Annotated in this window: 24 protein-coding genes and 1 pseudogene; 14 read left to right on the top strand and 11 right to left on the bottom strand. The window is 61.0% G+C overall.

The features are described 5' to 3' along the window. Window positions 1-711 carry a Tim44/TimA family putative adaptor protein gene (locus tag ACFWXH_RS17040; protein ID WP_054311927.1) on the bottom strand — a complete coding sequence of 237 codons (711 nt, stop codon included), beginning with the start codon at window positions 709-711 and terminating at the stop codon, window positions 1-3. Window positions 712-905: 194 nt separating this feature from the next. Here ACFWXH_RS17040 and ACFWXH_RS17035 point away from each other — a divergent pair, with 194 nt between their 5' ends. Both ACFWXH_RS17035 and secB read left to right on the top strand, forming a co-directional pair. Further along, window positions 906-1388: an FxsA family protein gene (locus ACFWXH_RS17035; protein WP_054311926.1), complete on the top strand. Its 483-nt coding sequence runs from the start codon at window positions 906-908 to the stop codon at window positions 1386-1388. 93 nt (window positions 1389-1481) lie between these two features. Next, entirely contained in the window at window positions 1482-1970 is a 489-nt protein-coding gene (secB, locus tag ACFWXH_RS17030; RefSeq protein ID WP_054311925.1) for a protein-export chaperone SecB, read from the top strand. A gap of 73 nt (window positions 1971-2043) precedes the next feature. Here the strand turns inward: secB and dnaQ are convergent, their stop codons facing one another. The 6 genes from dnaQ to ACFWXH_RS17000 all read right to left on the bottom strand — a co-directional run bounded on the left by dnaQ (window position 2044) and on the right by ACFWXH_RS17000 (window position 6065). Beyond that, a complete protein-coding gene (gene dnaQ / locus ACFWXH_RS17025) occupies window positions 2044-2763 on the bottom strand; it encodes a DNA polymerase III subunit epsilon (RefSeq protein ID WP_379122150.1) in 720 nt (239 codons plus the stop codon). A 96-nt stretch (window positions 2764-2859) separates the two neighbouring features. Continuing rightward, the gene (coaE, locus tag ACFWXH_RS17020; RefSeq protein ID WP_379122148.1) at window positions 2860-3465 is read right to left on the bottom strand and encodes a dephospho-CoA kinase; all 606 of its coding nucleotides are present in this window, start codon (window positions 3463-3465) and stop codon (window positions 2860-2862) included. After that, the gene (locus ACFWXH_RS17015) at window positions 3462-4301 is read right to left on the bottom strand and encodes a shikimate dehydrogenase (protein WP_379122146.1); all 840 of its coding nucleotides are present in this window, start codon (window positions 4299-4301) and stop codon (window positions 3462-3464) included. The genes coaE and ACFWXH_RS17015 overlap by 4 nt, the downstream gene beginning before the upstream one ends. Continuing rightward, window positions 4294-4893 (bottom strand): Maf-like protein, encoded by a 600-nt coding sequence (locus tag ACFWXH_RS17010; protein ID WP_379122144.1) that lies wholly within the window; start codon window positions 4891-4893, stop codon window positions 4294-4296. Before ACFWXH_RS17010 ends, ACFWXH_RS17015 begins: the two co-directional genes overlap by 8 nt. A gap of 101 nt (window positions 4894-4994) precedes the next feature. Beyond that, window positions 4995-5789 carry a class II glutamine amidotransferase gene (locus ACFWXH_RS17005; RefSeq protein WP_379122142.1) on the bottom strand — a complete coding sequence of 265 codons (795 nt, stop codon included), beginning with the start codon at window positions 5787-5789 and terminating at the stop codon, window positions 4995-4997. A 54-nt stretch (window positions 5790-5843) separates the two neighbouring features. Next, window positions 5844-6065 carry a DUF6356 family protein gene (locus tag ACFWXH_RS17000; protein WP_054311919.1) on the bottom strand — a complete coding sequence of 74 codons (222 nt, stop codon included), beginning with the start codon at window positions 6063-6065 and terminating at the stop codon, window positions 5844-5846. Between the two features lie 101 nt (window positions 6066-6166). On the opposite strand from ACFWXH_RS17000, the gene ACFWXH_RS16995 reads away from it, so the two are divergent. The 6 genes from ACFWXH_RS16995 (at window position 6167) to ACFWXH_RS16970 (ending at window position 10616) form a co-directional block, all read left to right on the top strand. Next, window positions 6167-6637: an Lrp/AsnC family transcriptional regulator gene (locus ACFWXH_RS16995; RefSeq protein ID WP_379122139.1), complete on the top strand. Its 471-nt coding sequence runs from the start codon at window positions 6167-6169 to the stop codon at window positions 6635-6637. A 3-nt stretch (window positions 6638-6640) separates the two neighbouring features. Next, window positions 6641-7855, top strand: coding sequence for an MFS transporter (locus ACFWXH_RS16990; RefSeq protein WP_379122137.1), 1215 nt, complete (start codon window positions 6641-6643; stop codon window positions 7853-7855). A gap of 66 nt (window positions 7856-7921) precedes the next feature. Beyond that, entirely contained in the window at window positions 7922-8407 is a 486-nt protein-coding gene (gene dut, locus ACFWXH_RS16985) for a dUTP diphosphatase (RefSeq protein ID WP_379122135.1), read from the top strand. After that, window positions 8407-9066, top strand: a complete 660-nt coding sequence (locus tag ACFWXH_RS16980) for an HAD family hydrolase (protein ID WP_379122133.1) — start codon at window positions 8407-8409, stop codon at window positions 9064-9066. Before dut ends, ACFWXH_RS16980 begins: the two co-directional genes overlap by 1 nt. A gap of 245 nt (window positions 9067-9311) precedes the next feature. After that, window positions 9312-10127, top strand: a complete 816-nt coding sequence (locus ACFWXH_RS16975; RefSeq protein WP_379122131.1) for an isocitrate lyase/phosphoenolpyruvate mutase family protein — start codon at window positions 9312-9314, stop codon at window positions 10125-10127. Between the two features lie 108 nt (window positions 10128-10235). Next, window positions 10236-10616 (top strand): hypothetical protein, encoded by a 381-nt coding sequence (locus tag ACFWXH_RS16970; protein ID WP_379122129.1) that lies wholly within the window; start codon window positions 10236-10238, stop codon window positions 10614-10616. Between the two features lie 37 nt (window positions 10617-10653). On the opposite strand, the gene ACFWXH_RS16965 is transcribed toward ACFWXH_RS16970, so the two are convergent. Further along, window positions 10654-10896, bottom strand: coding sequence for a hypothetical protein (locus ACFWXH_RS16965; protein ID WP_379122127.1), 243 nt, complete (start codon window positions 10894-10896; stop codon window positions 10654-10656). A gap of 358 nt (window positions 10897-11254) precedes the next feature. Here ACFWXH_RS16965 and ACFWXH_RS16960 point away from each other — a divergent pair, with 358 nt between their 5' ends. Both ACFWXH_RS16960 and ACFWXH_RS16955 read left to right on the top strand, forming a co-directional pair. Next, the gene (locus tag ACFWXH_RS16960; protein WP_054311912.1) at window positions 11255-12247 is read left to right on the top strand and encodes an adenosine kinase; all 993 of its coding nucleotides are present in this window, start codon (window positions 11255-11257) and stop codon (window positions 12245-12247) included. A 114-nt stretch (window positions 12248-12361) separates the two neighbouring features. Then, complete coding sequence (locus ACFWXH_RS16955; protein WP_379122125.1) at window positions 12362-12940, top strand: histidine phosphatase family protein; 579 nt, start codon at window positions 12362-12364, stop codon at window positions 12938-12940. A 14-nt stretch (window positions 12941-12954) separates the two neighbouring features. On the opposite strand, the gene ACFWXH_RS16950 is transcribed toward ACFWXH_RS16955, so the two are convergent. Then, the gene (locus tag ACFWXH_RS16950; protein WP_379122247.1) at window positions 12955-13884 is read right to left on the bottom strand and encodes a LysR family transcriptional regulator; all 930 of its coding nucleotides are present in this window, start codon (window positions 13882-13884) and stop codon (window positions 12955-12957) included. Between the two features lie 155 nt (window positions 13885-14039). On the opposite strand from ACFWXH_RS16950, the pseudogene ACFWXH_RS16945 reads away from it, so the two are divergent. Next, a pseudogene (locus tag ACFWXH_RS16945) lies at window positions 14040-15257 on the top strand (MFS transporter); the annotation flags it as partial. 327 nt (window positions 15258-15584) lie between these two features. Here ACFWXH_RS16945 and ACFWXH_RS16940 read toward each other — a convergent pair. Further along, on the bottom strand, window positions 15585-16052 hold the full coding sequence (locus tag ACFWXH_RS16940) for a hypothetical protein (protein WP_379122123.1): 468 nt from the start codon (window positions 16050-16052) through the stop codon (window positions 15585-15587). Window positions 16053-16321: 269 nt separating this feature from the next. On the opposite strand from ACFWXH_RS16940, the gene ACFWXH_RS16935 reads away from it, so the two are divergent. After that, on the top strand, window positions 16322-17962 hold the full coding sequence (locus ACFWXH_RS16935; protein WP_379122121.1) for an RNA-directed DNA polymerase: 1641 nt from the start codon (window positions 16322-16324) through the stop codon (window positions 17960-17962). A 763-nt stretch (window positions 17963-18725) separates the two neighbouring features. Here ACFWXH_RS16935 and ACFWXH_RS16930 read toward each other — a convergent pair. Further along, window positions 18726-21011: an NADP-dependent malic enzyme gene (locus tag ACFWXH_RS16930; RefSeq protein ID WP_054311909.1), complete on the bottom strand. Its 2286-nt coding sequence runs from the start codon at window positions 21009-21011 to the stop codon at window positions 18726-18728. Between the two features lie 129 nt (window positions 21012-21140). On the opposite strand from ACFWXH_RS16930, the gene mutS reads away from it, so the two are divergent. Both mutS and ACFWXH_RS16920 read left to right on the top strand, forming a co-directional pair. Next, window positions 21141-23882 (top strand): DNA mismatch repair protein MutS, encoded by a 2742-nt coding sequence (gene mutS, locus ACFWXH_RS16925; RefSeq protein ID WP_379122119.1) that lies wholly within the window; start codon window positions 21141-21143, stop codon window positions 23880-23882. Window positions 23883-23909: 27 nt separating this feature from the next. Next, on the top strand, window positions 23910-24371 hold the full coding sequence (locus ACFWXH_RS16920) for a hypothetical protein (RefSeq protein ID WP_379122117.1): 462 nt from the start codon (window positions 23910-23912) through the stop codon (window positions 24369-24371). The last annotated feature ends 70 nt before the right edge of the window (window positions 24372-24441 follow it).

Genomic DNA, 24441 nt, shown 5'->3' with positions numbered 1-24441 from the left:
TCAATCTTCTTCCTCGGTGGCGACAAGCTTCCAGTTCGGATCGCGCGAACGGGTGTCGCGCGCGAAGGTCCATACGTCCTTGACCTCAGCGACTGTTTCCGGATCGCCATCGATGACGGTGCCGGCCTTGTCACGAGTGGCCGAAATCAATTCGGAAACAATACGCAGCGTCACGTGGGCTTCAGAACCCTTCATCTCGGCCGAAACGATATCGGCCTTGTCTATGCCGACGAAAGAGGACTGGATCTTCTCCGATTTGGCCTCGCGTTCGCCGATGGCGGCAACGAAACCGTCGTAGACCTCGCGCGACAGGAGGTTCTTCAATGTTTTGCGATCGCCGTCGGCATAGGCCATCACGATCATTTCGTAGGCCATCTTGGCGCCGTCGACAAAACCCTTCGGCTCAAAGCTTCCATCGGCGTCCTTGATGGCGCGCAGGCCCTTGTTGAGATCGGTGTCCGGCTTGGCGAAGGCGTCGATATCGGCATAGGCGTCGGGTGCCGGCGCATCGCCCGGCGCGCGCTTGCGCGGCAGCGAAACGACATTCTCCGAAGCCTTGGCGGCATCCTTGTCGCGAGTACGGCCAGCTGTGTAGGGGTCGAACGGCGGACGCTCGTTGCCGGTACGGCGACCGAGCACATTGCGCAGCTGGAAGAAGATCACCACCGCCGCGACCAGGAAGAATATCGTGCCGAAGTCGAAAAATGCCATGTCCTGTGCCAATCACCCTCGAAGCGGCCAACCAACTCAACCGGTCGCGCCTCCGGTTCGCGACTGATCATAACTATAAAAGCATATAGAACGTGCCGCGCCATCATTCAAACGCAAGCAGCGCATACCTATTTGATATAGTGAACGCCAGCGGCGATTGGTCGCTTGGCTAACATACAGCGATTGGGCGGGTTTTGCGTACTTCTTTTCTCCCTTTCTTCATACTGGCGCTTCCTTTGCTGGAGATCGCCGGCTTTGTCGTGGTCGGCAAACAGATCGGCGCGCTGGCAACGGTCGCCCTTGTGCTCGCCTCGACCATTGCCGGCGCCATGCTGCTCAGGCGCCAGGGCTTCAGCACCATGGTCAATGCCCGCGCCGAGATCGAAGCTGGCCGTGACCCCAGCCGTCCGCTGGCGCACGGTGCGATGACGATCTTTTCGGCGCTTCTTCTGATGGTGCCGGGTTTCATCACCTCCATCATCGGCCTGGTCTTCCTGATTCCCGCAGTGCGTGATTACGCCTGGCGCTTCCTGAAGAGCCGCGTTTCGGTGGTGTCTTCCTTCGGCGAGAGCGGTTTCAGGCCGCGCCAGCGTGAAAAGACCATCGATCTCGACACTGAGGATTTTTCGCGCGATCCCAACCCGGATTCGCCCTGGCGGCGGCTGAAGGATGAATGAACAGGCGCCAAATCTTGTCTTGAAGCGCCTGCCGTGATAGCCAACGCCCGATTTCAATAGGGGCCTGCTGGCCCAGCAAGGGGATTTTGGCTCATGGCCGACAACAATGAAGCGCAGGCTAGCAACGGCAACGGAGCGCAGCCGACGCTGAACGTTCTGGCCCAGTATGTGAAGGACCTTTCGTTCGAAAGCCCCGGCGCACCGAATTCGCTGCGCGGCCGCGACAAGGCGCCCGGCATCGCCATCAGCGTCAATGTCAACGCCAATCCGTTGTCCGACGAACAGTTCGACGTCAACCTGACGCTGAACGCCAAGGCTTCCTTCGACAAGGAAGTGCTGTTCAACGTCGAGCTGGTCTATGGCGGCGTCTTCAACATCTCTGGCTTCCCGCAGGAGCACATGCTGCCGCTCCTGTTCATCGAATGCCCGCGCCTGCTGTTCCCGTTCGCGCGCCAGATCATCTCGGACGCGACCCGCAACGGCGGTTTCCCGCCGCTGATGCTCGATCCGATCGATTTCGCGCAGATGTTCCAGCAGAAGCTGGCCGAGGACCAGGCCGCTTCCAAGGTGATGGTCAGCTAAGCTGACCTCCCGATATTCGATGAAAAACCCGGCCTCGCGCCGGGTTTTTTGTTTGATCTGTCGGATGTTTGAGCTATTCGGCCGCTTCCGAATTACCGCCAGCAAGTTTCGCCCACAGCGCTTTTTCGCCAAGCGATTCGACCAATCGCTTGTGGGCGTCACGTTCGGCCTCCGTCAGCCGCGAGGCTAACGGGATCGGCCGCATTGCAATCGTGAGCTCCACCTCGGTGCCGCCGCGGCGACCGGCCTGGGACAGGCCACCATCCAGCCCAAGTGCTGCCTGCTTGCCGCCGATCAACTCGACATAGACTTCCGCCAGAAGTTCGGAGTCGAGCAAGGCGCCGTGTTTGGTGCGGTGGCTGTTGTCGATGCCGTAGCGACGGCAGAGCGCGTCCAGCGAATTGGGGCCCATCGGGTGCTTGCGGCGCGCCAGCGCCAGCGTATCGATCACCCGCTCGGATCCGACAGCCGAATGCCCAAGCCGGGCAAATTCGGCATTGATGAAGCCCATATCGAAGCCGGCATTGTGCGCGATCAACTTGGCGCCGTCGATAAAGGTCAGGAAAAGATCGGCAATTTCGGAAAAAGTCGGCTTGCCGACCAGTTGCGCCGCGCTGATGCCGTGTACGGCCTCCGCCTCGGCGTTGATCATGCGGCCTTCCGGATTGATGTAGTGGTGGAAGGTATTGCCGGTTGGGAACCGATTGACCAGCTCGATACAGCCTAGCTCGATGATGCGGTCCTCGCGCGCATCGAGCCCGGTGGTTTCTGTATCGAAGATGATTTCGCGCATCGGCGACACTCCGCGGCCTGGACCATCCCATCCAAAGAGACGTCGGCGCTTGTTCGTTCGGATCGAAAATGGAGTCCGGCCGGCCTTCCCGCAAGATCACCCGGCGTGATTGCTGCCATTTTCCCCTGATAGCTCGGCAATGATCGCCCCGATGGCCTTGCGGGTGACTTCAAAGCCGCTGCCGGTGTCGACCACATAGTCGGCTAGACGCCGTTTTTCGGTGTCCGAGACCTGTTTGGCGAGAATCGATTCGAATTTCTCCTCAGTCATGCCGGGTCGTGCCAGCACGCGCACGCGCTGCTGTTCGGCAGGCGCGCTCACCACCACCACCTTGTCGACGCGGCCACGGCCGCCCGTTTCGAACAGCAGGGGAATGTCGAGCACGGAAAGCGGAGCTCCAGCGTCCCGGTGACGAGCGAGGAAGGCATCGGCGTCGGCACGCACCAGCGGATGGATGATGCCTTCCAGCGTTTTCAGCGCGGTGGCATCGCCCAGAACACGCTGGCCAAGCAGCGCGCGGTCGACCGTGCCGTCTCGGGTCACGCCTGGAAAGGCCGCCTCGATCAACGGTGCCGCCTTGCCGGCATAGAGCCGATGCACCGCTTCGTCGGAATCATGCACCGGCACGCCAGCTTCGCGGAACATCTTCGCGGCGGTCGACTTGCCCATGCCGATGGAGCCGGTGAGGCCGAGAACGATCAAGGCCTGGCTCCCAGATCGGCGACGATGATGGCGCGCAATTCCGGTGTCACTTCCGGCCGCTTGCCGAACCAGCGTTCGAAACCGGGCACCGCCTGATGCAGCAGCATGCCCAGCCCATCGACCGTTTTCAGCCCGCGCAGCCGCGCGGCGGCCAGCAGCGGCGTTTCCAGCGGCACATAGACGATGTCGGTGACGATCGCATGCGCCGGCAGGCTTGCGGGATCGGCAGGCAGGCCCTCGTTGCCATGCATGCCGAGCGCTGTGGTGTTGATGAGCAGGCCGGAATCGGCGGTGAGTTCCGCGATCGCTTCGCTGCCATGTGCCGAAACGCCCGCGCCGAACTGGTCACGCAGCTCTTCGGCGCGCGCTTTCGTGCGGTTGACGATGCGGATGTCGCCGACATCGCGCTCCTTCAGCGCATGGACAATGGCACGCGCTGCTCCACCGGCACCCAGAACCAGAGCGGGGCCATTGCCGGCCCAGCCAGGTACATATTCATCGAGATTGGCCGCGAAACCATGCGCATCGGTGTTGCCGCCACAAACTTCGCCGTCTTCGAGCCAGAGCGTGTTGATGGCGCCGATCTGCTCGGCCGCGGCGTCCCGGCGTTTGACGGCCGCGAACACGTCTTCCTTGTGCGGGATGGTGACGTTGCCGCCGCTGAAACCCCTCTCGGCAAGCGCCGACAGGAACGCTGGCAGATCGGCGGGCGCGACATCGATGGCTTCGTAGCTGCCGGCAATTCCGTAGGCTTTCAGCCAATGTCCGTGGATCTTCGGCGAGCGCGAATGAGCGATCGGATGGCCGATCACGAATGCCTTGTTCATCTCAGCCATCGATGGCACCGAGCGACCTGAGCTCGGCAAGCAGCGGCAGGAGCGGCAGGCCGACGATGGTGAAGTGGTCGCCTTCGACTTTCTCGAACAACTGGATGCCTTCGCCTTCGATCTGGTAGGCGCCGACGCTGGAGAGTGCTTTCTTGCCGACGCGCGCCAGATGACGGCCGATGAAGGCAGGATCGAGCTTGCGCATGGTGAGATTGGCGATGCCGACATGGCGCCACAGCACCGTGCCGTCGCGCACCAGCACGGCGGCGCTGTTCAGCTGATGCGTTTTGCCCGACAGCGCCAGCAGATGGCGGCGCGCGCCTTCCATGTCGGCTGGCTTGTGGAAGACCTCGTCACCCAGCGATAGCGTCTGGTCGCAGCCCAGAACCAAAGCCCCGGGAAGGCGCTCGCTCACTTCGATAGCCTTGGCCTCGGCCAGGATCGCCGCGACGTCCTCCGGCGAAGTGCCGCTGTCCTTGAGCGGCGCTTCCAGCGCGCGCTCGTCGACCTTGGCCGGCACGGCTTCGACATCGATGCCGGCATTCTTCAGCATGGCCAGCCGAAACGGGCTGCCTGACGCCAGGATGAGTTTTACGGGCATTGTACCTCCGCAGGCTTGTTAGCCTTCGGCTATAACATGCCGCGTGCTGTTGGAAGGATGAAATCCTGAACCGCAGCCTATCTTTCGACCGAACCTGCTTCCTATTCCGCCGCCGCGAGTTCTTCCGCTGTTTGCATGAAGGGGCGGATGACGATGCCTGCCTTCGTCATGGTCACGAAGCTCGCCGACGGTATAGCCTGCCATGCGGCGCCTTCGCGATCGAACGGCTCGGAGACGATACAGCGCCCCCCGTGAAAAGCGGCGGTGTAGAGTGTCGGCGCATGGCCGTCGGTCGAATAGCGCACGGCATGAACGGTTTCGCCGTTGGAGAAGGCTGCGGTCAGTTTCAGCGCCGGATCGACGCCGGCGCGGTGTGCGGCTTCGAGCACACGTCTGGTAGCCCGTTCGAGCGCGCCTTGCGGATCGGTGTCCAGTCCCTCATCGATCATCAGGAAGAAGAACAGTTCGGAATCGGTCGTGCCTTCGATCTGGTCGTAGAGCAGATCCGGTAAAGCTGCTTCCAGCGCACGACGAACGCGGTCGAAACCGCCGATCTGGCCATTGTGCATGAACGACCAGCGGCCGGAAACAAACGGATGGCAATTGGCGCGGCTGGTGGCGCTGCCGGTCGAAGCACGCACATGCGCCAGAAACAGTCCGGCACGTATCTGCCTGCACAGGCTTTTGAGATTGGGATCCGACCAGGCCGGCAGGATGTCGCGATAGAGGCCGGGCTCAGTGCGGCCGCCATACCAGGCAAGGCCGAAACCATCACCGTTGGTGGGCGATTTCGCCTCCTGCGCGCAATGGCTCTGCGCGATCAGCGAGTGACACGGAGCGCTGACGATGTCTTCGAGGAAGACTTCTTCGCCGAGATAGGCCGCCCATCGGCACATGCGTCAACATCCTCAGATATGTCTGAAGAATGGCCGGCCAACCCGGCCCTGGGATCACGCCTGCGGACGCCGGTTGTGCGTACGCTCGTAGAGCTGGCGGATGATCCCGCTTGCCGTAGTCTCGAACAGGAAGGGTAACAAAGCATGAATGAGCGCGGCCGAAGCCGCCAGGAAGAGCTTGCCGGCGAACCAGCCGGCAAAGCGCATGTGCTCGAAATAGCTTTCGTCGACCGAATGCGGATGGTCGGTGAACAGGCGGGCGATGCGCGTCGTCATGGTGATTCTCCCATTCGTTGCGCCATCCTCTCACGCCATATCGGAGCTTTGATCCCAAATTATCCTTGTAGAGCACCATTTGTTGGGACAATTATCCCAATATGGAATACGAACTCGATACGATCGACCGAAGAATCCTCGCGGTACTGCAGCGCGACGGCACCTTGTCGGTCGATCAGATTTCGGACCGGGTCGGCCTGTCGCGCAATGCCTGCTGGCGTCGGGTCAAAAGGCTGGAGGATGAGCGCGTCATCACCGGCAGGGTTGCGCTGGTCGATGCCGACAAGCTTGGCCTCGGTCTTTCGGTGTTCATCATCGTGCGGACCTCCAGCCATGATCCGGACTGGCTGGCGAAGTTCCGGGCGGCTGTGACGTCCTTTCCAGAGATCACAGGCGTCTACCGCATGTCCGGCGATCTCGACTACGTGCTCCGCGCCCGCGTCGCCGACGTGAAGGCCTATGACCGTCTCTATCAGCGCATGATCGCCAAGGTGCCGTTGTCCGACGTGTCCGCGTCCTTCGTCATGGAGGAAATCAAGGAAACGACCGTCGTGCCGGTGGAGGTTCGCTAGGCAATGAATACAGCAGACAACGCCGTCGCACCCCGCGGGGGTCTTCCAGCCGGCGTCTGGGCGCTCGGTTTCGTGTCGATGTTCATGGATATCTCCTCGGAGATGATCCACGCGCTGCTGCCGGTCTATATGGTAACGGTGCTCGGCACGTCGAGCCTAACCGTGGGCATCATCGAAGGCATCGCCGAGGCAACGGCCTCGATCACCAAGATATTCTCCGGAGCGCTGAGCGACTGGCTGGGCAAGCGCAAGCTGCTCGCCGCACTCGGCTATGGGCTGGCCGCGATCACCAAGCCGATCTTTCCGCTGGCGCCGTCGATCGGCTGGCTGGTTGCCGCGCGTTTCATCGACCGCATCGGCAAGGGCGTTCGCGGCGCCCCGCGCGATGCGCTGATCGCCGATATCACGCCGCCTGAACAGCGCGGTGCCGGCTTCGGCCTGCGGCAGTCGCTCGACACCATCGGCGCCTTCGCCGGCCCGCTGCTGGCAATCGCCTTGATGTGGGCGACCGCCGATCATTTCCAGGCCGTTTTCTGGATCGCCGTCATCCCGGCCTTTGTCGCCGTTGCCTTGATCGTCTTTGCCGTGAAGGAGCCCGAGCGGCCGGCGAGCCTGCGCCGTGTGCGTATGCCGCTGCGGCGTTCGGAGCTGCGTCGCCTGGACGCGACCTTCTGGCTGGTGGTGACCGTTGCGGCGATTTTCACGCTCGCTCGTTTCAGTGAAGCTTTCCTCATCCTGCGCGCGCAGTCGATCGGCCTGTCGCTAACGCTGGTGCCGATCGTGCTGGTGGTGATGAACCTGGCCTATTCGCTGTCGGCCTATCCGGTCGGCGTACTCGCCGACAAGGTAAGCCGTCCGATGCTCCTGGCCGTCGGTCTCGTGCTTCTGGTGGCGGCCGACGTTGTGCTTGCCCTGGTACCCGATACCACCGGTCTTCTCATCGGCGTCGTTCTGTGGGGGCTGCATATGGGCTTTACGCAGGGGCTGCTGGCAACTCTGGTTGCAGACGCGGCGCCGGCGGAACTGCGCGGCACGGCCTTCGGCATGTTCAACCTGATCACCGGCATCGCTCTGCTTGTTGCCAGCGTCCTGGCGGGCTTCCTGTGGGATCAGATCGGCCCGCAGGCCACTTTCCTGGCTGGCGCCGCCTTTGCTCTTGTGACGCTTGTCGGCCTACTGCCCGTGCGGGCCCGGCTGTCGATGCCCAATGGTCAATGAAAGATTCGCGTTGAAATACCGGTAACCGGTTGACTTGATGCACTGCTCGCCCGATAGGATCGCGCCATGCAACCGACACCTCAAAATCAATCCGTCTTCGGCCAGACGGTCGGTTTCGTCCGCCTGCCGCATGGCGAGGGGCTGGCGCTGCCGGCCTATGAAAGTGCCGGCGCCGCCGGCATGGACCTCAGGGCTGCCGTTCCCGAGGATCGGCCGCTGCTCATCCTTCCCGGCCGGCGCGCGCTGGTACCGACCGGCCTGGTCTTGGAAATTCCCGAAGGGCTGGAAGGTCAGGTTCGTCCCCGCTCCGGCCTCGCATTGAAACACGGCATTACCTGCCTCAACACGCCCGGTACGGTCGACAGCGACTATCGCGGTGAGGTGAAGGTGCTGCTGATCAACCACGGTGATGAAGAATTCTATGTCGAGCGCGGCATGCGCATCGCCCAGATCGTCTTCGCACCCGTGGTGCAGGTACGCTCCGAAGAGCGCAGCCTCGCCGGCGGCACTGAGCGTGGCGGCGGTGGTTTCGGATCCACCGGAACCGCGTGATGCTGCTGCCCGGACTGGTCATCTTCGACTGCGACGGTATCCTGGTCGATACCGAGAATATGGCCAATGAGCGCCTCGCGCTGTGGCTCACCGAAGCCGGCTATCCCGTCGACTTCAACTATTGCCGCAAGCAGTTTTCCGGTCGCTCGATGATCTCCGTGCGCAACGAGATCCTGGAAGTGGCGGGCATCGATCTCGGCGAGGATTTCGCCGACCGCTGGAACGTCGGCCTGCCGGATCTTTTTGCGAACGGCGTCGACGAGATTCCATATGTGCGCGACGTGATCGATGCCGTGCGTGCGGCCAACGTTCCCTATTGTGTCGCCTCTTCGGCACGCGTGTCCAAGATGCACATAACGTTGGGTGTCACCGGGCTGCTTCCTTTCTTCCAGCATGCCATGTTCAGCTCTACCATGGTCGGGCGCTCGAAACCGTTCCCGGACCTGTTCCTGCACGCCGCCAGGGAAATGGGCGTGGACCCAGCCGATTGTATCGTCATCGAGGATTCGGTGGCTGGTACCAAGGCCGGCATTGCCGCCGGCATGCGGGTCTTCTCCTACCATGGCGATCCGCATTCCGATCCCGAAGGTTTGGAAAAGGCGGGCGGCGTGCTGTTCTCGGACATGCGTGATCTGCCTGGGCTGGTCCCACTGCGCTGAGCGCCCTTTATCGTTCTCACCTGCTGCCAGCGCATTGGCAGGAGTGTTCCGCATTGGCCGCCTGAACCAATTGCATTTGTTTGCTGGGCCCGGGCGGGCTCGCTAGGGTTGCGATCCTGAAATTTGCCACAGCTTGTTGTTTGGATTTTTGCAGTTCGCTCGGCGCTCTGGGTCGAGCGGGTTACGAACGTCGAAAATCATCAGATCTGAACTGTGGCCGGCACGTCTTTTGTGGAGAGACTTCGATGGATAAGGGCAAGATTTTCCGGAAACTGCACGCCGAAACCTTTGTCATTCCCAACCCGTGGGATCTCGGGTCGGCCAAACTGCTGTCCTCGATGGGCTTCAAGGCGTTGGCCACCACCAGCGCTGGCTATGCCTTCTCGCGCGGCCTTCCAGATGGCGCGATCGGTTTCGAGGAGATGATCCAGCATTGCCGCGAGATCGTTGGTGCCACCGACCTGCCGGTTTCGGCCGATCTGGAAAAGGGCAAGGGCGACAGTGCCGAAAGCGCCGGCGAGACCATTTTCGCTGCCGAGGCGGCCGGGCTGGCCGGCTGCTCGATCGAGGACCACACAGGCGATGCCGAAAGGCCGATCTATGATTTCACACAGGCCGTAGAGCGGGTCGCCGCTGCATCGGAAGCCGCTCGAGCCTTGAAGCGGGATTTCGTCTTCACCGCTCGCGCCGAGAACTTCCTGCATGGTCGTCCCGATCTCGACGACACCATCCGCCGCCTGCAGGCTTATGAGAAGGCGGGCGCCGACGTGCTTTATGCGCCGGGTCTTTCCGACATCGCGTCGGTGCGCGCGGTCTGTCAGGCCCTTGAAAAGCCGGTCAACGTGCTGTCGACGGCGGATTTCACTGTCCCGGCGCTGGCACAGGCTGGCGCCAAGCGGATTTCCGTCGGCTCGCAGCTCGCTTGCGTCGCCTTCAGTGCGCTCGAACGGGCAGGTCGCGAGCTGCTCGATATCGGGTCTTTCACCTTCAATCGGTCCAACACCATGACCTACAAGAAGATGACCGAGCTGTTGTCGTCGGGCGGCGTGGCGCAAAACTAGAACAGGCCTGCACACGGCCATCGTTGCAGAGGTCGGCGCTCGCGCCTACTATGGCGACCGCGCCGACTTCATCGTCAAGGCGGATGGCGTGCCAAGGGTCCTGCTCAGATGAACGTTGCGATACGTGCCGTGTTTTTCGCCGCCGCGCTGTCGGTCGGTTCCGGCTCGGTGGCGCTCGCCGACACCAAGGGCGAGTTTGCCGTGCTGGTCGAGGCATTGCACAACGAGATCGCCGGCTGCTGGATGCCGCCGGATATGAGGGGTGCTAAACCCGGGCCCGTGATCATCAAGGTGCGCCTGAAGCGCGATGGGTCGCTGGCTGCAAAGCCGACGGTCGAAAATCCACCCAAGGCCAAGGAAGCCAAATTGCTCGCAGCCAGCGCCGTGCGCGCTGTCGAGCGTTGCGCGCCCTTCCGCAGCATGAAGCGCACCCGCGTCCCTTACGAGCGATGGCGTGAACTGAAGCTGAATTTCGCGCCGATGTTCTGAGGCATCTTTTTCACTTTCTGATTGCCACTGTGCATCGTTACCGGTTCCATCTGCGATAGATGAGCATTGGGGGGTGAAGCATGCGAACCTGCATCTGGTATGTTGTGGCAATCTCGGCGATATGCGTTTTGACGCCGACGGCCCACGCTGAGGAAAAACCGCCTCTCGCAAAGGGAAAAATCAGCAACGCAGCTTTGGATGCGATGAGAGACAAGCTCTCCAGCTGTTGGTCTATCCCAGATTCACCGAATTTGGACTCGTTGACGGTGAAAGTGGTCATCGAGTTGAAGCCAGACGGCTCGCTTGCGAAAGCCCCAAGAATTCAAAGTCCGAAACCGGGTAAGGAATTTCGGGATTTTGCGAATAGCGCGATACGAGCTATTCGGAAATGCGCTCCATTTAATATGTTCAGCGCCGATTACCTTGAGAATTTGGGCGAAATCATTGTTACCTTCGCCCCTTCGGCAATACCTCCCACTTCACAGCAATAACTTGCAAAAAATCGGCATTCCGCTAGACCCGCGCCCGGCCGGCGTGGCAGAAAGCCGGGGTTTGGGCCGTCAGAGCGCCGCGCGTCCCTCGGACGCGCAAAAAGGATGCTCTAAAACTTTGATTTGGAGCCTCGCGCGGAGACCTGAATGCCGGATTATGACGTTCTGTGCATTGGCAATGCCATTGTCGACATCATCGCCCAGTGCGATGAAGCCTTCCTCGCCGACAACGGCATCATCAAGGGCGCGATGAATCTGATCGACGCCGATCGTGCGGAACTTCTCTACCGCCGCATGGGGCCGGCCGTGGAAGCCTCCGGCGGCAGCGCCGGCAACACGGCGGCCGGCATTGCCAGTTTCGGCGGTCGTGCGGCCTATTTCGGCAAGGTCTCCAGGGACCATCTCGGCGAGATCTTCACCCATGACATCCATGCCCAGGGCGTTGCCTTCGATACCAGGCCGCTGACAGGCACGCCGCCGACGGCACGTTCGATGATCTTCGTCACCCCGGACGGCGAGCGCTCGATGAACACCTATCTCGGGGCCTGTGTCGAGCTTGGCCCGGAGGATGTCGAAGCCGACAAGGCGGCCGGTGCGGCAGTGACCTATTTCGAGGGTTACCTGTGGGATCCGCCGCGCGCCAAGGAAGCCATCCGGCTTACTGCCCAGCATGCGCACGCCGCTGGCCGCGAGGTTTCGATGACCTTGTCGGACAGTTTCTGTGTCGACCGCTATCGTGCCGAATTCCTGGATCTGATGCGCTCGCGCACGGTCGACATCATTTTTGCCAACAGCCACGAGATCAAGTCACTCTATCAGACTTCGTCTTTCGACGAGGCGTTGGCACAGATCCGCAAGGATTGCCGCATCGCTGCCGTGACCCGGTCGGAAAAGGGTTCCGTCATCGTCAATGGCGATGACACTTTCGTCATCGAAGCCACCAGGATCAACGAGCTCGTCGACACGACCGGCGCCGGCGATCTCTATGCTGCCGGTTTCCTGCACGGCTACACCAAAGGTCGCGATCTCAAGACCTGCGGCGACCTCGGCTCGCTGGCCGCAGGCCTGGTCATCCAGCAGATCGGCCCGCGCCCGCGCCAGAACCTCAAGCACGAGGCCGAACAGGCAGGATTGGGTTAAATCCAGAGCGGGTCCGGTTTTTCGGAAACGCTCTAACTCTTTGTCTTGCGCAATTCCGGGCGAAAAACCGCTACGCACTTTTCCTGGAATTGCTTGACCAGCGAGGATCCGGTCATGGCTAGCCCCTACCCCGAAATCACCCTGGTGCGGCATGGCGAGACCGAATGGAGCGCCACCGGCAAACATACCGGCCGCAGCGACATTCCACTGACTGCCAAAGGCGAGGACGCTGCCCGCAAACTTGCTGAGCGGCTGCGGGACGGGACCTTCAGCGCTATCTGGACAAGTCCCTCCTCGCGCGCCCGGCGAACGGCGGAATTGGCCGGTTTCGGTGCTGCCGAAATCAAGCCCGACCTCGCCGAATGGGATTATGGCGCTTACGAGGGCCTGACGACCAAGGAAATCCTGGTTGAGCGCCCCGGCTGGAGCCTGTTTCGTGATGGCTGCCCGGATGGGGAGAGCGTGATGCAGGCTGGTGCCCGTGCTGACCGCGTTGTGACTGCACTGCGCGAGGCGAGCGGCAATGTGCTGCTGTTTTCCTCCTCGCATTTCCTGCGCACGCTCACCGCTCGCTGGCTCGGCCTGCCGGCATCGCAGGGCGCGCTGCTCGTGCTCGACACGGCAAGCATCTCCATTCTCGGTTACGAACATGACATGGGCGAACCGGTGGTGCGTCGCTGGAACCAGACCTGATCTGCCGCTGCCGACTATGAAGCTGCTGGCTCCGGCCGGGCAAGCACCTCGCAGCGGTCGGTGAACAGCTGTTCCGACAGGAAATCCACGAACACCCTGACCTTGGGCGACAATTGCCGGTTGGACGGCCAGAGCAAACGGAACTGACCGGGCGCATCGAGATAGCGGTCGAGCAGTGTCACCAGTTCGCCTCTAGCAATCGGCCCGCGCGCCAGAAAGTCCGGCATGCAGCCGATGCCGAGCCCAGCCAGTGTGGCACCGCGCAGCGCTTCCATGTTGTTGCAGGTCAGCACGATCCTGGGGCGCGGTTCCGCCTCGCCGGCCGGCAGGACAAGCGGCCAGTCGTAGAGCTTGCCGCTGTTGGGAAAGCGGAAGCGGACCGAGTGATGGCCGTCGAGATCGCGCGGACAGGCTGGCGTGCCGTAGCGCTCGAGATAGGAAGGTGAAGCGCACAACAATTGCTGGAAGGGCCGTAGCGCCCGCGTCATCAGCCGGGAATCCGGCAGGTCGCCGCTGCGCAAGGCCACATCGACGCCCTCGTCGATCAGGTCGACGATGCGGTCGTTGAAATCGAGATCGAGCTCGACCTCCGGATAGCGCCGGGTGAATTCCGGCAGCACCGGCAGGAAAAGGTGGTAGCTCACCACCGGTGCGCTCACCCTCAGGCGCCCGCGCGGCGTCTCGATTGCCTCGGCCAGCATCGCCTGGGCGTCGTCGAGATCGTCCAGCACGCGCCTGCAGCGCTCATGGAAAAGCCGGCCTTCTTCGGTCAGTCTCAGGCTGCGCGTCGAGCGTTGCAACAGGCGAACCCCCAACTGCTCTTCCAGCTTGGTCACTGCCTTGCCGACCGCCGACGGTGACAGCCGCAGCACCCGTCCGGCGGCGACGAAGCTGCCGAGATCGGCCGTGCGCACAAAAGCGGCAAGTCCGCTCAATCGATCCAGCGAACGATCCATTCGAGCGTTTTTCTCCATTATGACCGGAATAAGAGCCGTATTTAGCTCCAATTAGCGCAAATCTATCATGAACGGGTCATTCAACAAGCCCACCGGCCAGTCGCGCAAAGCGAGGCTGCCGGGGCAGAAACCCCGTGGACATCATGTCAATTTCGAAAAAGGCCCCAGGCGCGGCCGAAAAAGCGCTTGTTCTCGTCGCGGTATGCCTGGCGGCACTCTCCATGCCGCTGACCTTCACCGGCCCAGCCGTGGCGCTTCCGGCAATCGGCCAAGCACTCGGCGGCAGCCCGATCGCGCTCAACTGGGTGACCAACGCCTTCATGCTGACCTTCGGCTCCTCGCTGATGGCGGCCGGCGCGCTGGCCGATGCCTATGGCCGCAAGCGCATGTTCCTGACGGGCGTGGCCGCCTTCGGGCTGTTTTCAGCGCTTGCTTCGGTCTCGCCCTCGATCCTCTGGCTCGACCTTGCCCGTGCCGCGCAAGGTCTGGCGGCAGCCCTTGCCTTTGCCGGCGGGGCGGCAGCGCTGGCGCAGGAGTTCGAAGGGGCAGGGCGCATGCGCGCCTTTTCCATGCTCGGCACGTCCTTCGGCATTGGCCTCTCTTTCGGCCCGATCACCTCTGGCTTGCTCATCGATGCCTTTGGCTGGACCTCGATCTTCCTGCCCGTGGTTGCCGCCGCCACATTTTCCTTCCTCATCGCTGCTCGCTTCATGCGTGAAAGCCGCGATCCCGCCGCAACCGGTCTCGACTGGCCGGGTGCGGCAAGCTTCACCGCCGCGCTCGCTTTGCTGACCTACGGCTTCCTCAAGGCACCGGAGGCCGGCTGGAACGATCTGGCAGTCATCGGCCTGCTGACCGGCGCCATGCTGTTCTTCGCTGCCTTCGGCATCATCGAGCGCAAGGTGGCGCGGCCGATTCTGGACCTTTCCCTGTTCCGCTATCCGCGCTTCGTCGGCGTGCAATTGCTGGCGGCGGCGCCGGCCTATGCCTTCGTGGTGCTGCTGGTGCTGCTTCCGGTCCGCTTCGTTGGCGTCGAAGGCATGGGCGAGATCGCCGCCGGCCGCCTGATGATCGCGCTGTCGGCGCCGCTGCTGATTCTGCCGCTTGTCGCCGGCTGGCTCACGCGCTGGCTGCCGGCCTCGGTGCTGTGCGCCACCGGCCTCCTCGTCTCAGCCGCCGGCCTGTTCTGGCTGTCCGGTGTGCCGGCCGGTGCGACTGCCGCGGCGTTGCTCCTGCCCATGCTCACCATCGGCGTCGGCATCAGCCTGCCCTGGGGGCTGATGGACGGGCTCGCCGTTTCGGTGGTGCCGACCGAGCGCGCCGGCATGGCCACCGGCATCTTCAACACCACGCGCGTCGCCGGCGAAGGCCTGGCGCTGGCCGTGGTCAGCGCGGTGCTGTCGGCGCTGACGGCAGGCCACCTCGCCGCAGCCGGGCTTGGCCAGCCCGAGAAACTGGTAGCCGTCGCGCAGCGTCTCGTCACCGGCGATCTCCCGGCAGCGCAAACGCTGTTGCCGGGTACCGGCCAACACCAACTGGTGGCTCAGTATGGCCTCGCCTTCTCCAGTCTGCTGGTCGTGCTCACCATCATCACGATCGTCACGGCGGTCGTGGTGTTCCTGTTCATGGGGCGGAGAGCGGGAAGGGAAGTGGTGGCCGAAGTTGTCGCGTGAAGAAAAGAGTCGGGACTACCCGACCGCCCAACCCTTCTCGCGCAGCGCACCGGCCACTTCCCTGCGCTGGGCGAGCTTGATGTAGAGCAGCTCTACATCGTCATGGTCGCGCACGAGGAGACGCTTGTTCGAGATCATCGCCGTGCGCACCTGCGAGCGCGCGAAGCGGTAGCGCTTGTCGCCTCTCTGAACGATCAGTTCGTCGGCCGAAACACTCACCGTTGGTTCGTCATGCACGATCAGGAAGCCGCCGCCCAGGCCAAGCAGGCCGCCTATGATGGCGAGCGCCCAGGGCGACAGTTTCTGGCCGATCGTCAGCGCGAGATTGAGCGGTTCTTCCCACGGCACCCAGGGCAGTTCCAGCAGCCAGCCGGCAAGGTCGGGTAGAAAGGCCACGAACGCCCCGCCGCCGATCACCGTCGCAATGAAGACGGCGAGCTGATCGGTGCGGTTCATTTCGAAGACGATGGGTTCGTCGTTCATGGCCCTAGAAAATGAGAAACAGATGTTCTGCCTCTGTCAATTCGCCTTGCGTTGAAACTGGTGGTTAGCGTCGTCACGGGAGAGTGGAGCAAATTGAACCGTCAGTCGATGACCTGAATCGTCTACATCCAGCATTAAAGGTTCGGAGAGCTGGATCTTGCCTTCGATCTCTCAAGAGCAACAGGATTTGTCTCTATACTTCAGAGTTTGCTCGGAATCCGAATTACGATATTCAATCTCTGGACGCGGCCGGGTGGAGACATTTTTTCATGAGCATTGCTGCCGATTTTAGGAAGGCCGCAGAATTGTCGGTCGACAATGTGGCGCGCCACGGCGACACGGACATATTTCCGTTTCCTTTCGAAAATTATGCATTTTCAGACCTTAGAAACAAATTTGTCGAGCTTGTTTTAGAATACAACACGAACTTCGAAAAATTTATAAATGATTATCCACCTCAGCATGTGAACTCTCTGACACCGGCAGGATATTTTGGCTTCCGATGGGCAAGTCAAATCGATCCAATTTGGAATTTACACTTCCTAGCTTGCGTTATTGCTATAGCGCCGGACATAGAAGTTGCTCGGATACCTCTCAAAGAGGAGGTAGTATTTTCATATCGCTTTAATCCAAATTACGAAACGGGCGACCTGTTCGACAAAACAGTCAGTTGGGCCAACTTCATCGAAGCCTCGGTGGAAGAAGCTGCCCAGCACGAATTCGTTGTTACTTGCGACATTTCCGAATTTTATCCTCGGCTGGGGCACCATCGATTAGAAAATGCTTTGCTTCAGATCGATAAGTCGGGACACGTCTCGAAAAAAATAATGAAATTTCTGTCAAATTTCTCCAACACAAGGTCCTTCGGATTGCCGATAGGCGGTTCAGCTGCAAGATTACTTTCCGAAATCACAATAAATCAGGTAGACAGATTACTTTATTATAAAAATATTAAATTTAAAAGGTTTGCGGACGACTATCATATATTCGCTTCGTCAAGAGAGGATGCGTACAGCAAGCTCATGTTTTTGTCGGAAAAGCTTTTCGACAATCAAGGTCTCTCAATGCAAAAGGCCAAGACGCGTATTATGAGTTCGGCGGAATTCCGTGCAACTAACCCATTGGCAATTGAAAGAGCCCAGGTTGATCCAGAGCAAGCTGGTGCAGATGCTGCAGAGAAACACTCTCGTACGGCTATCCTACGTTTCTCCCTCAATTTTGATCCTTATTCACCTACTGCCGAGGAGGACTATCAGGAACTTCGGAAGGAGATTCAGAAATTTGATATCATAGGTCTTCTCAAGAGTGAGTTGTCAAAGAGCCGTGTCCACACTGCTTTAACGAAGAAATTGATATCTGCAGTAAAGCACTTGGATGTTAGGCAGCGCGAAGAAGCTGTGCTTTCCATCTGGAAGAATCAGGAAATATTATATCCAACCTTTGCATCAGTTCTCGTCCTCATGGATTCGGTGATCGATTCGATGACGGTCGAGGGTAGAAGAAAAATAATAGATGCGATACTGGAACTGATTAATAAGGAATCGTATTTGCTAAGAGCTGATACGCACATGTGCTATGCCATAAGAGTTCTTGCGCATGAGAATATGCCCGAAACCATTGGCGCACTCCAGCAGTTGTATGAAACGCGTCTTTCTCCAATTGTGAGAAGAGATATAATACTGATCCTTGCAAGATGGAACGAATGGTATTGGATATCTGATTTGAGAAATAAATTTCGTTCCCTAAGCGGAGCGGAGCGGCGTGCCTTTATAGTCGCATCACATGCTTTGAAAGACGAGGGGCGCCATTGGCGACAAAGTACAAAGAGGGAATTCGATCCGTTTGAGAAATTGATAGCAGAATGGGCGGATTCTAGGACTCAAACTCCCAACTGGAGAATACCTGTTTGATAGATGCGGCAACGTTCGCCAGCTTATTTAACGCATTCTGGAGGTCTGCTGCCCCAACATGCGAACTCTTTGTTAGAGATGTTAATATCGGTAAAATTAGTCGATTTGATATACCGTTAGCGGGCAAGCATTCGCCTCTAGTTGCACCGTTTATAGCGGAAACCGGTTTTTCAAGATTCGCATTGATGGCTAGTCAGCCGGAGTTAGCGAGCGACTCTGATAGACTATACGAACTCGCTCTACGGCAAGCAGAGAAGCGGCTGCGTGGATATCAGGATGCAGACGCCAACCCACCGACTTTGACAGCTTCTGACAAGTCAGATGCCATCGCAATATCAGATCGTTTGGCGATTTTTTTTCGGCACCCAACGAAACCAATTGTATTGCGCCCGTTGTTTTCAGGTTGCGGCTTTGTAGACAACTCTGAGGGGGACATTAGATGGGGATCGACACTTTTCGAGGTGAAATCAGTCGAGCGGACGTTTCGAAGCGTCGATATATACCAGCTATTTACATACTACAGCCTCTCTGTTTCGGAGGGAAATAGTGACATAGACTCTGTTGGTATAGTTAACCCCAAGAGAGGGGTTAGCTTTGAAATTGACATAGAAGATTTAAGTAGGGAAATCTCGGGACTCAGCGCGTCAAATCTTGCCGATGTGGTTATTCGAGCGATATCAAGTGGAGATATTTCTCGGTAGTGAATTCATAATATCTGAAAAATAGAAGCTAGGATGCAAATCCATAGCCACTCTGCTCTTACTCAAGTCCCCGCCGAATACGCCGCGATGGCCGCCATATTGACGATATCGCTGTCCTTGGCGTTGAGCCCGACGATCTGCACCGGCTTGTTGAGGCCGACCAGCAGCGGGCCGATTACGGTCGAGCCGCCCAGTTCCTGCAGCATCTTGGTCGAGATCGAAGCCGAGTGGAACGCCGGCATCACCAGCACATTGGCCGGCCCGGTCAGCCGGCAGAATGGGTATTGCGCCATCACGCGCGGGTTCAGCGCCACGTCCGCGGCCATTTCGCCGTCATATTCGAAGTCGACGCGACGCTTGTCGAGGATGCGCACCGCCTCCTGCACACGCTCCGAGCGTTCGCCCTGCGGGTGACCGAAGGTGGAATAAGCAAGCATCGCCACGCGCGGCTCGTAACCCATGCGGCGGGCGAAATTGGCTGCCTCCTCGGCGATGTCGGCAATCTGCTCGGCATTCGGCATGTCGTGCACGGCGGTGTCGGCAACCAGCACGGTGCGCCCCCTCGCCAGCACGATCGACACGCCGATGACGCGGTGGCCGGGTTTGGCGTCGATGACACGGCGCACGTCGTCGAGCGCTGTCGAATAGTTGCGCGTCACGCCAGTGACGATGCCGTCGGCATCGCCCAACGCCACCATGCAAGCGGCAAAATGGTTGCGGTCGTTGTTGATCAGGCGCTGGCAATCACGGAACAGATAACCCTTGCGCTGCATGCGCTCATAGAGGAAGTCGGCATAGATGGCGTTCTTGCGCGACAGCCGCGCATTGATGATCTCCAGCCCCGGCTTGTCCAGCTCGATGCCGGCATGGCGGGCGTTTTCCTTGATGACGTCGTCGCGGCCGAGAAGAATGGCGGTGCCCAGCTTCTGGTTCACATAGGCGACCGCCGCGCGCATCACCTGTTCCTCCTCGCCCTCGGCGAAGACGATGCGCTTGGGCTGGCGCCGCACGCGGTCGTAGATGCGCTGCAGCGTCGAGGCGATGGGGTCGCGGCGGGCCGACAGTTCCTGTGCGTAGCGGTCGAGGTCGAGGATCGGCTTCCTCGCCACGCCGGTTTCCATCGCCGCCTTCGCCACCGCGATCGGGATAGCCGAGATCAAGCGTGGATCGAATGGCACCGGGATGATGTAGTTGGGGCCGAACTTCGGCCGGTTGCCCTGATAGGCTGCGGCGACATCGTCCGGCACATCCTTGCGGGCAAGTTCGGCCAGTGCCTGGGCAGCGGCAACCTTCATGGCGTCGTTGATGGTGGTTGCCCGCACATCCAGCGCGCCGCGGAAGATGTAGGGGAAACCCAGCACATTGTTGACCTGGTTCGGATAGTCCGAACGCCCGGTTGCCATGATGGCGTCCGTGCGGATCTCGGCCACTTCCTCCGGCGTGATCTCGGGATCCGGGTTGGCCATGGCGAAGATGATCGGGTTCTTGGCCATCGACTGCACCATCGCCGTCGTCAGCGCGCCCTTGGCGGAAAGGCCGAAGAACACGTCGGCTCCGTCCAGCGCGTCCGCCAGCGAGCGCGCTTCGGTTTTCACCGCATGCGCCGACTTCCACTGGTTCATGCCTTCGGTGCGACCCTGGTAGACGACGCCCTTGGTGTCGCACAGGATGACGTTTTCCGGCGAAAAGCCCATCGACTTCACCAGCTCGATACAGGCGATGCCGGCGGCACCGGCGCCGTTGCAGACAAGCTTGGTGGTCTTCATGTCGCGGCCGGTGATCGCCAGGGCGTTGATCAGGCCGGCGGCTGCGATGATGGCGGTGCCGTGCTGGTCGTCATGGAACACCGGAATGTCCATCAGCTCGCGCAGGCGCTGCTCGATGATGAAGCATTCCGGAGCCTTGATGTCCTCCAGGTTGATGCCGCCGAAAGACGGGCCGAGGAACTTGACGCAGTTGATGAACTCGTCCGCGTCTTCGGTCGCCACTTCGAGATCGATCGAATCGACATCGGCGAAACGCTTGAACAGCACCGACTTGCCTTCCATCACCGGTTTGGAGGCCAGCGCGCCGAGATTGCCGAGGCCGAGGATGGCGGTGCCGTTGGAAATGACGGCGACCATGTTGCCGCGTGTGGTGTAGTCGAAGGCGCGCGACGGGTCTTCCGCGATCGCCTTCACCGGCACGGCGACGCCTGGCGAATAGGCAAGGCTCAGGTCGCGCTGCGTCGCCATCGGCTTGGTCGGCACGATCTCCAGCTTGCCCGGCCGCCCCATGGCGTGGAATTCCAGCGCCTCCTCGGAACTCACCGAAGGGCCTTGTCCGTCCTGTCCATTCCTGCGGGCCATGCTTTGTTTCTTCCCCTTCGGCGTGCCTGAGGCGCACTCAATTTCTTTGTGGAGCGTTCGGGATTAAGGCTACACTTCGGGTGAGTAAAGCGCCAAGCAATTGCCTTCGGATTTTTTGGAAACAGTTTCTTGAACGACGAAACCCCCATCGCAACGGAAGACAGCGCGCCGCTGGCGAGCGGTGCTGCACCCGTGCCGTCCACGGCCGGCGCCACGCCGATGATGGAACAGTATCTCGAGATCAAGGCGGCGAATGCGGATTCGCTTCTGTTCTACCGCATGGGCGATTTCTATGAGCTGTTCTTCGAGGATGCGGAGAAGGCAAGCCAGGCGCTGGGCATCGTGCTCACCAAGCGCGGCAAGCACCAGGGCGCCGAGATCCCGATGTGCGGCGTGCCGGTGCATGCGGCGGACGACTATCTGCAGAAACTGATCGGGCTCGGTTTCCGGGTTGCCGTCTGCGAGCAGATCGAAGATCCGGCAGAAGCCAAGAAGCGCGGCTCGAAATCGGTGGTCAAGCGCGACGTCGTCCGTCTTGTCACGCCGGGCACCATCACCGAAGACAAATTGCTGGCCCCGTCGGAATCGAGCTTCCTGATGACACTGGGCAGGATCAAGGGTGGCACCGAACAGAGCTTCGCACTGGCCTGGATCGAAATCTCCACCGGCGTCTTCCGGGTAGCGGAGACCAATGCCGAGCGCCTGCTGGCCGACATCTTCCGCGTCGATCCGCGCGAGCTGATCGTCGCCGAACCGGTCTTCTACGATCCCGAGCTGAAGCCCGTTTTCGACGTGCTCGGCCGTGTCGCCAGCCCGCAGCCGGCCAGCCTGTTCGATTCTGCCTCGGCAACGGCACGCATCGCCCGCTTCTTCAACGTGGCGACGCCGGACGCCTTCGGCTCGTTCAGCCGGGCCGAGCTTTCCGCGATCTCCGGCGCGATTGCCTATGTCGAGAAGACGCAGAAGGCAGAGCGCCCGCCGCTGTCGAGGCCGGAGCGTGAGGAAAACGGCGCGACGCTGTTCATCGACCCGGCAACGCGCGCCAACCTGGAACTGCTGCGCACGCTTTCCGGCAGCCGCGACGGCTCGCTGTTCAAGGCCATCGACCGCACCGTCACCGGCGGCGGCGCGCGACTGCTGGCTGATCGGCTGATGGCGCCGTTGACCGATGCGGCCGCAATCGGGGCGCGGCTCGATTCGGTTTCCTTCTTCCGCGACGAGACGCGTCTGGCCGAGGCGTTGCGATTGGCGCTCAAAGGCGTTGCCGACATGCCGCGCGCGTTGTCGCGACTGGCGCTGAACCGTGGCGGCCCGCGCGACCTCGGCGCATTGCGCGCCGGCTTCCTCGCCGCCGGCGACATTGCGCAGGTCTTTGCGCGCGTCGCGCCACCGGCCGAACTGGCTGCGGCGCTTGCCGCGATCGGCGCCCTGCCAAAGCCGCTTGCCGAACATCTCGCCGGAGCCTTGGCCGACGAGCTGCCTTTGCTGAAACGTGACGGCGGCTTCCTGCGTAGCGGCTACGACGCCGAACTCGACGAGATGCGGGCGCTGCGCGACGAGACGCGCAAGGTCATCGCCGGCATGGAACGCGACCTGATCGAAGAGACCGGCATCCGCTCGCTCAAGATCCGGCACAACAATGTGCTGGGCTACTACATCGAGGTTACGGTCAACCATCAAGCGATCATGACCGGTACCGATGAGGCCAAGGCGCGCTTCATCCACCGCCAGACCATGGCCAACGCGATGCGCTTCACCACGACTGAGCTGGCGGGGCTGGAGACCAAGATCGCCAACGCTGCTGACCGTGCGCTCGCCATCGAGCTTGCCGCCTTCGACCGGCTGCTTGCCGAAGTGGTCGGCGAAGCGGATGCGATCCGTGCCGGCGCCGACGCATTGGCCGTGCTCGATGTGTCGGCCGCGCTCGCCGCTTTGTCGGTGAGCGAGAACTGGTGCCGGCCGCAGGTCGACGCCTCGCTCGCCTTCGAAGTGGTCGGCGGGCGTCATCCGGTGGTGGAACAGGCGCTGCGCCGCACCGGAGAAGGACCGTTCGTCGCCAATGACTGCGATCTCTCGCCGGAGGGGGACGCGAAGAACGGCGCCATCTGGCTGCTCACCGGTCCGAACATGGGCGGTAAGTCGACCTTCCTGCGCCAGAACGCGCTGATCGCCATCCTGGCCCAGACCGGCTCCTTCGTGCCGGCGGCAAGCGCGCACATCGGTGTGGTCGATCGGCTGTTCTCGCGCGTCGGCGCCTCCGACGATCTCGCGCGCGGCCGCTCGACCTTCATGGTCGAAATGGTCGAGACTGCCGCCATCCTCAATCAGGCGGGCGAGCGCGCGCTGGTCATCCTGGACGAAATCGGTCGCGGCACCGCCACCTTCGACGGGCTTTCGATCGCCTGGGCGGCCGTCGAATATCTGCACGAGAAGAACCGCTGCCGCTCGATCTTCGCCACGCATTTCCATGAGATGACGGCGCTCAGCAACAAGCTTAACCGGCTTCACAACGTCACCATGCGGGTCAAGGAATGGGAAGGCGATGTCGTCTTCCTGCACGAGGTCGGCAAGGGGGCGGCCGACCGCAGCTATGGCGTGCAGGTGGCACGGCTTGCCGGCTTGCCCGAGGCGGTGGTGGCGCGCGCCAAGCAGGTGCTTCACCAGTTGGAGGAAGGAGAGACCTCCGGCAAGGCCGACCGGCTGGTGGACGACCTGCCGCTGTTCTCGGTGGCGGTGAAGCGTGACACGCCCAAACCCATCAAGACCGATGCGCTCGGCGAGGCACTGGACACCCTCAGCCCAGACGAGATGACGCCGCGCGAGGCGCTGGAGGCGATCTATCGGCTGAAGGGGCTGATGAAGCAGGGTTGAGACGAAGTCCTGGAAGGTGGAAGCCGGATGTACGTTCTCAAACCGGGGATAAAGAAGGACCTTCCGAGACAATGGGCACTGCCGGACCGCATCTTCTTCGGTCATGGGGCGTGCCATATCCTGGCTGGGGTCTATCTGGAGCAGCCGCCACTTCCCGGGTTTCATGCCGAGCGGATTGTTCCGATCGGGAACTTAGCCGGCAATCACGTCTATACGACGGACGGCGTCATCGTCTTCGATTATCATGGCTACTCTCATCGAAACCGGCTTCTGGAACACCACGGGCGTAGCTGGTCGACACAGCACCCCGGCTGGTGCTGTGAGATCGAAAAGGTCGATTTCAGCTTGCTCGATACGGCAGCGCTGAACGCACGGAAAATGAGGGGGCCGGATCAATATCTGCATGATGCCATTCCGCGTGCCCGCCGGTTCCTCGAGCGCATCGATCATGCGAATGCCTTCGCGAAGGTGCTTGCCAGAGTGCAATGAAAGCCGCGAGGTGCCTGGACCAAAACCCAAAAAAAGCATTCCGGGAACAATTCAGATGCGGCTATGTTAA

Origin of the sequence: Mesorhizobium sp. NPDC059054 (genome assembly GCF_042739215.1) — a bacterium.
Lineage (GTDB): Bacteria > Pseudomonadota > Alphaproteobacteria > Rhizobiales > Rhizobiaceae > Mesorhizobium.
The sequence above is the reverse complement of the archived record's forward strand: the minus strand, read 5'-3'. Positions and strand labels throughout refer to the sequence as shown.